4 protein-coding genes are annotated in these 3,908 nt (G+C 68.4%); 1 reads left to right on the plus strand and 3 read right to left on the minus strand.

What is annotated here, in order from left to right:
- From JF886_RS09445 to JF886_RS09455, 3 genes are all read right to left on the minus strand, one after another.
- On the minus strand, nucleotides 1-496 hold a 496-nt coding region (locus JF886_RS09445; RefSeq protein WP_502711422.1), incomplete at its 3' end, for an ABC transporter permease.
- Nucleotides 489-2,018 carry a sugar ABC transporter ATP-binding protein gene (locus tag JF886_RS09450; protein ID WP_337311826.1) on the minus strand — a complete coding sequence of 510 codons (1,530 nt, stop codon included), beginning with the start codon at nucleotides 2,016-2,018 and terminating at the stop codon, nucleotides 489-491. The genes JF886_RS09445 and JF886_RS09450, both read right to left, overlap by 8 nt.
- A complete protein-coding gene (locus tag JF886_RS09455) occupies nucleotides 2,000-3,007 on the minus strand; it encodes a sugar ABC transporter substrate-binding protein (protein WP_337311828.1) in 1,008 nt (335 codons plus the stop codon). Before JF886_RS09455 ends, JF886_RS09450 begins: the two co-directional genes overlap by 19 nt.
- A gap of 466 nt (nucleotides 3,008-3,473) precedes the next feature.
- Here JF886_RS09455 and JF886_RS09460 point away from each other — a divergent pair.
- Nucleotides 3,474-3,908: FadR/GntR family transcriptional regulator (locus tag JF886_RS09460; protein WP_337311831.1), on the plus strand; the 435-nt coding region annotated here is incomplete at its 3' end.

The raw sequence follows: 3,908 nt of genomic DNA on the forward strand, positions 1-3,908 counted from the left end.
GCGTCGCGATGAACGACGGGATCCGCGCCCGGGTGATCATCAGCCAGGAGAACACCCCCACGCCTGCACCGCCCAGCAGCGACAGCCCGATCGCCGCCGGGATCCCGACGTGCTGGCTGACCAGCAGCCAGGCGACCAGGACCGCGCCCAGCCCGACCTCGGCGCCCACCGCCAGGTCGAGGGCTCCGGCGGCGATTGGGACGACCAAGCCCACCGCCACCAGAGAGGTGATCGCCTGGTCGGATAGCAGCGAACGCCAGGTCCCCCAGGTTAGAAACGTCTGGGGAACCCACAGCGCGAAAACCACAAACATGAACACGAACATGTACATCGCGGCCGCGTTGCGAAACGCCACAGCGCGCCGCAGCCGAGCTGGCAACCGGTGGCGGGCCGCCTCGAACGACGCAGCCTGCGACCCCCCGTCCGCAGCCTGCTCGCCAGGGACACTCGCCCCCTCAACGCGGCCGGCCTTTAGCCGCTCGGGTACCCTAGCCATCGCCAACCTCGGCCTGAACCAACCGGGCTTCACTCAGCGACTCGCGGGGCACCTCGCTGGCCACTCGGCCGTCCCTGAGCACCAGCACGCGGTCGCACAACAGCACCAGCTCCTCGGTGTCCGAGGAGCACAGCAGCACACCAGCCCCTGCTTGCCTCGCGGCCAGGATGAGCTCGTAGATCGCCGCCTTCGCGCCCACATCGACACCCTGCGTGGGTTCGTCGAGCAGCAGCACCCGCGGACGGACACGCAGCCACTTGGCCAGCACGACCTTCTGCTGGTTGCCGCCGCTGAACAACTTCAGGGGCTGGTCCGGATTGGGTGGGAGGAGGTTGACGGTGTGCATCCAGTAGCGAGTCTCGGCCCGCTCGGCCCGGCCGTCCAGACGGCCGAACCGTCGCCGCAGCGGACGCATCAACGGCAGCGTCAGGTTCTCCCGGACATTCATTTCCATCACCGCGCCGCCGCGACGACGGTCGGCCGGCAAGTACGCCATCCCGCATTCGATCGCGGCTGCCGTGTCATCCGGAACCAGTTCCTGTCCGGCGACCGCGACGCGGCCGGCGGAACGGTGCTGAGCCCCGAACAGCAATGGCGCCAGCTGTTCACGACCAGAGCCCAGGATGCCGCTGACACCGACGATCTCCCCCGCACCCAGCGACAGGGACACATCGGTGAGCTTGTCGCCGCTGAGCCCCGTGACCGTCAAGGCCGGCTCGGCGGGAGCGTCCTGACGCGTGACGGTTAACTCCGCGACCGCGCGCCCGGCGATCAAACGCACCATCCCATCATGATCCAGCCGGCTAATCGGCTCGTCGGCCACCACCCGCCCATCACGCAACACCACCACCCGGTGGGCCAGCGCGAGCACCTCATCCAGCCGGTGAGAGATGAACACCACTCCTGCCCCGGCTCCAGCGATGCGCCGAATCGCCTCGAACAGCACCTGCACCTCGTCGCGATGCAGCGCCGTGGTCGGCTCGTCGAGCACCAGCACGTTGTCCGGCCGGGTCCAGCCGTCCAGCGCCCGGGCGATCGCGACGATCGCGCGCTCCGCCGGCGACAGCCTGCCGACAGGCACCGTCGTGTCGAAGCTTGCACCGAACCGGCCGATCAGCTGCTGCGCGTGGCGCCGCTCGGCGGCGCCGCGGACGGGGGCCAGACCCCATCCGCGGCCTGTCCGGCCCAGCCCCAGGTTCTCGACCGTCGTCAAGATGTCGGCCAGGCCCAGATCCTGATGGATGAAGTGCAGTTCCTCATGGGCCGCCGGCCCCACCGGCACATGACCCTCGGCGTCGCGAACCTCCACGGCCGAGCCGGGATCAGCCTGATATACACCGGCCAGGATCTTCACCAGGGTCGACTTGCCCGACCCGTTATGGCCGAGGACCGCGACGATCTCGCCTGAGTGAACGTCAAGCGATACGTCATCCAGTGCCTTCAGGCCCGGGAACGTCTTCGACATGCCGCTCACCCGAAGCAGCGGCACCGAAACGCTGGCGTCTACGACGCCGGGTGCCATAGCTTGGCGAACCGCTGGGCGTAGTCGGGGTAGCCCGTCCAGCCCTTGGTCGGGTCGAACGTGATGTCCTTCTGCTCCAGGAATTGCTCGGGCACCTCGCCGGCCTGCTCACCCCGATTCGGCTGGTCACCCAGGACCAGACGCGCAGCCGCGTCGACGGCCGTCCAGACCGACACGGGGAAGTCGATGGCCAGCCCGGCCGTCAGCCCGCCGTCCTTGATGTCCTGCAGGTTGCCGGTAGTGGGCGCGAAGCCCACGGTCGTGACGGACAGGCCGGCAGCCTTCATCGCCGCCGGCAGCCCTCCGGCCACCTGGTAGCTCACGAACACCGCAACGTTCGTCGCGGGATGCGCCTGCAGATCAGTCACAACAGTACGCGCCGAAGTTGTCCCGATTGTGGCCACGTCGATGGGAAGGGCACGCACCTTGCACGACTGGCAGTTCTTCTTCAGCTCGTCCTCGAAGGCCTTCTGCACGGTGACCGAGAGGTCGAGGGCGGGCAGGCCATAGAACACCGCGTCGGCCTTGGCGCCCTTGTGCGCGATCACCCAGTCCGCCAGGAGCTTTCCGTTCTGTTGACTCAGATTCGTACCAAGGTAGTTGAACGTGATGCCGTACGGCTTCACGTTCTTGTTGACCTGGATCGAGACCACCTTGGTGCCGGCATCAGACAGCGCCTTGAGGCCACCGCCGTACAGGGCTGGATCGGCCCCGCTGAGGATTACGACGTCCGGCTTTATCGCGAGCACGCTCGACGCGGCGGCCTGCGCCGACTGTGCCGTCGAACCGGCGTTCACCACGGTCAGCTTCCCGCCAAGCACCTCGACCGCCTGCTGGAAAGAGTGGGCCACCTGGGCGCAGACGGGCGTCGAGCACTGCATGAAGGCAAACTTCTTGCCGGCGGCCAGCGGCTTGCTCAACGGCTCGCTCACCGGGAAGGCGCTCGGATGCCCTTGGTAGGGAGCGATCGCAGCCTTCGCCGCGGCCACGTTCGCCCCCGACGCCGATCCCGAGGGCGACGACGCCGATCCCGACGACGACCCCGACCCGCAGGCCGCGACCGACGCAACCGCCACCACCGACGCGCAGGCTGCGGCCACCCTCCAGGCGGTACGGGGGTTCGAGCGCCCTCCCGTACTCCGGGTCCCGAGCTGAGACCGGGCGGTCGGACCGGCAGGACGCGGTTCCTCGGACCGGCCGCGGGCGACGCTGCCGCGCCATAGGTCACGGATCTTGGCGAGCATTGCTCCACTCTCCTGTCGTCTGTGAAGGAAACATGTGATGCTGCTGGCGAGCAGGGATGTCGCTCCCCGCCTCTCGCCGCGGTCTGGAGGCGACGACCGCGCCACTGCGGGGCCACACCGGCCCCGACCCTTGTTGAAACACCCGTATCTTTCGCGTGTCTGAAATCTTGCGGGGGACGACGACAACCTGTCAAGGGGCAAAATGTTTCGCGTGTTCTCGCGACCGCCCGGCCTTGCGCAGCAGCTCGCCTTCGAGATCGAGGAGCTGCTTGGCGCCCGCGGCCTGCGCTCCGGTGACCGGATCGCCACCATGGAGGAGTTGCGGGCGCAGACCGGGTACGGCCGCGCCACCATCGGCGAGACGGCCCGCCTACTCACCGAACGCGGGAGCGTCGAGGTGCGCCCCGGGCGCGGGGGCGGGCTCTTCGTGGCCCAGGCCAGTCCCGTGGTCCGTCTGCGCCGGACCCTCCTGACGGTGCCCCAGGGTGCCACGACGGTTGCGCACGCCATCGCTGTGCGGGATGCGCTCGAGGAGCTGATCGCACTTGATGCCGCGGCAAACCGGACCGACCAGGACATCCGGGACCTGGAGATGTGCCTGGACGTGATGCGGCGCTTCGATCATGATCTGGAGCAGTTCCTGCAT

Origin of the sequence: Candidatus Aeolococcus gillhamiae, assembly GCF_016464765.1 — a bacterium.
In the GTDB taxonomy this organism is placed as follows: Bacteria; Chloroflexota; Dormibacteria; order Aeolococcales; family Aeolococcaceae; genus Aeolococcus; species Aeolococcus gillhamiae.